The sequence below is a fragment of the uncultured Marinobacter sp. genome, from assembly GCF_963974375.1.
Taxonomy (GTDB): Bacteria; Pseudomonadota; Gammaproteobacteria; order Pseudomonadales; family Oleiphilaceae; genus Marinobacter.
The window spans coordinates 1-2,513 of record NZ_CAXBDN010000392.1 but is presented as its reverse complement, the minus strand read 5'-3'; the positions used below and the strand labels follow the sequence as shown (position 1 = coordinate 2,513).

3 protein-coding genes are annotated in these 2,513 nt (G+C 59.4%); all 3 read left to right on the top strand.

Going from position 1 to position 2,513, the window contains the following annotated elements:
* Positions 1-174 precede the first annotated feature (174 nt).
* The 3 genes from AAC035_RS20535 (at position 175) to AAC035_RS20525 (ending at position 2,498) form a co-directional block, all read left to right on the top strand.
* Positions 175-546, top strand: a complete 372-nt coding sequence (locus tag AAC035_RS20535; protein ID WP_339806977.1) for a transposase — start codon at positions 175-177, stop codon at positions 544-546.
* Complete coding sequence (tnpB, locus tag AAC035_RS20530; protein WP_339806976.1) at positions 543-878, top strand: IS66 family insertion sequence element accessory protein TnpB; 336 nt, start codon at positions 543-545, stop codon at positions 876-878. Before AAC035_RS20535 ends, tnpB begins: the two co-directional genes overlap by 4 nt.
* 75 nt (positions 879-953) lie before the next feature.
* On the top strand, positions 954-2,498 hold the full coding sequence (locus AAC035_RS20525) for an IS66 family transposase (protein WP_339806975.1): 1,545 nt from the start codon (positions 954-956) through the stop codon (positions 2,496-2,498).
* Positions 2,499-2,513 lie beyond the last annotated feature (15 nt).

Genomic DNA, 2,513 nt, shown 5'->3' with positions numbered 1-2,513 from the left:
CCCCGACAGCTTTTGCTGCCGGGGGTTTTTTATTGCCTGAAAAAAAGACTCAAGTCCGGCGGACGTGATTATGGCGCTCCCGGTGATATACTGTAAGCGTCCGGTAATCCCATCTTGAGCCTGGCGCTGCCGCCGTCAGGATAGTGTCCACTTATTTTCTAGTGGACACTTAACATGAACGACTTAAGCGTAACCAAGCCCTACCAGCGCCGTCGACGGTTTTCCCGGGAATTCAAAGCCGAAATTGTCGCCCAATGCCTGAAACCTGGTGCCTCCGTTTCCCGGATCTCACTGGATAACGGTCTCAACGCCAACATGGTCCGGCGCTGGATGAGTGAGGCGCAGCGAGCGGATAAAACACCAGCAACACCGGGATTTGTTCCGGTTAGTCTGCCAGCGGCAACCTCTGCGAGCCACCAATCGGTCTCGGACAAGCGTAGCGCCATCCGCATCGAGATTCCCCGCGCCGGTGGCGCGGTCGTGGTGGAGTGGCCGGCAGATCAGGCGCACCAGTGTGCCGCTTTGCTTCGGGACCTGCTGGGATGATCCGAATCGACGAGATCTGGCTGGCTACCGAACCGCTGGATATGCGAGCCGGGCCAGACAAGGCCTTGGCACGGGTGGTTCAGGTCTTCGGTTCTGCCAGGCCGCATTGCGCCTACCTGTTTGCCAACAAACGGGGCAACCGGATGAAGGTCTTGATCCACGATGGCCTGGGCATCTGGTTGTGTGCCCGACGGCTAAATCGGGGCAAATTCCACTGGGGCGAATCCTGGCGCGGTGACCAGCTGCGCCTGACCGAAGAGCAGTTGTCTGCTCTGGTTCAGGGCTTGCCCTGGCAGCGCCTTGGGGCCGACGGCGTCATCGCCATCCTGTAACCACAAGCTGAGTGATACCGCCATAGCCAAAACTGCGAATCGCTTGCAGCACAAGGGCTTGGCATACTAACGGGCATGACTCAGCGCCCCGATCTCGACCAACTCTCTGCCGATCAGCTCCGTGCTCTCGCTACGGAACTGTTCGATCGTGTTGAGACCAAGGACCGGGCGCTGGTGCGTAGCAATGCCATCATCGAGAAGCTGACCCACGAAGTCGCCATCCTCAAGCGCCACAAGTACGCCCGGCGTAGCGAGCAGCTGGACGCAGTTCAGGGAAAGCTGTTGGACGAACTGATCGACAGTGACCTGGCGGCTATCGAAGTCGAGCTGGACCAGGCGATGAGCGAGGAGCAGAAAGCCGATCGGCCAAAGCAGCAACCCAAGCGCACACCGTTACCGCCAGAACTGCCCCGCACCCTGATCCATCACGAGCCTGAAAACACCCAGTGCAGCTGCGGTTGTCAGCTCAAGCGCATCGGCGAGGACGTCAGCGAGAAGCTGGATTACGTGCCCGGCGAGTTCACCGTGGAGCGGCACATCCGAGGCAAGTGGGCCTGCAACGAATGTGAGACCTTGATCCAGGCACCGGTACCTCCACAGGTGATCGACAAGGGAATCCCCACCGCCGGCCTGCTGGCTCAGGTGCTTGTAGCCAAGTACGCGGATCACCTGCCGCTGTACCGCCAGGAACGCATCTTCGGCCGTGCTGGATTAGAAATCCCACGTTCCACCCTGGCCGAATGGGTTGGTGCCTGCGGTGTGCAATTGCAGCCCCTGGTGGATGCACTGAGAAACACCTTGCTGGAACACAGCGTTCTGCATGCCGATGAAACCCCGGTCAGCATGCTGGCCCCGGGCAAGAAGAAAACCCACAAGGCGTACGTCTGGGCCTACTGCACCACGCCGTTCTCAGACCTGAAGGCCACCGTTTACGACTTCGCTCCCAGCCGTGCGGGCGAACACGCCCGCACCTTCCTGGGTGACTGGCAAGGCAAGCTGGTCTGTGATGATTATGCTGGTTACAAGGCAGGGTTCGGCAACGGTATTACTGAAATCGGTTGCATGGCCCACGCCCGGCGCAAGTTCTACGACCTGCACGAAGCCAACAAGAGTGAACTGGCCGCCAAGGCATTGGAGTACATCGGCGGACTCTACGAAATCGAGCGGGAATCCAAAGATCTGCCGCCGGACAAACGGCAGGAGATCCGGGAAGCGAAAGCCAGGCCCATTGCTAATGCGTTACATCAATGGATGTTGGCGCACCGCCAGAAAGTGCCGGATGGCTCCGGCACGGCCAAAGCACTGGATTACAGCCTCAAACGCTGGGCAGCGCTGACGCGCTACCTGGACGATAGTGCTGTTCCTATCGACAACAACTGGGTAGAAAACCAGATACGGCCCTGGGCGCTGGGTCGCAGCAACTGGCTGTTCGCGGGGTCGCTGCGCAGTGGTCAACGTGCTGCGGCAGTGATGACACTGATCCAGTCAGCCAAGCTGAACGGGCACGATCCATATGCCTATCTGAAGGATGTGCTGACCCGCCTGCCGACGCAGAAAAACAACGCCATCGACGAGTTACTGCCCCATAACTGGACGCCGGTTATACCTGACAAGATGTGATCACCGGACGCTTAC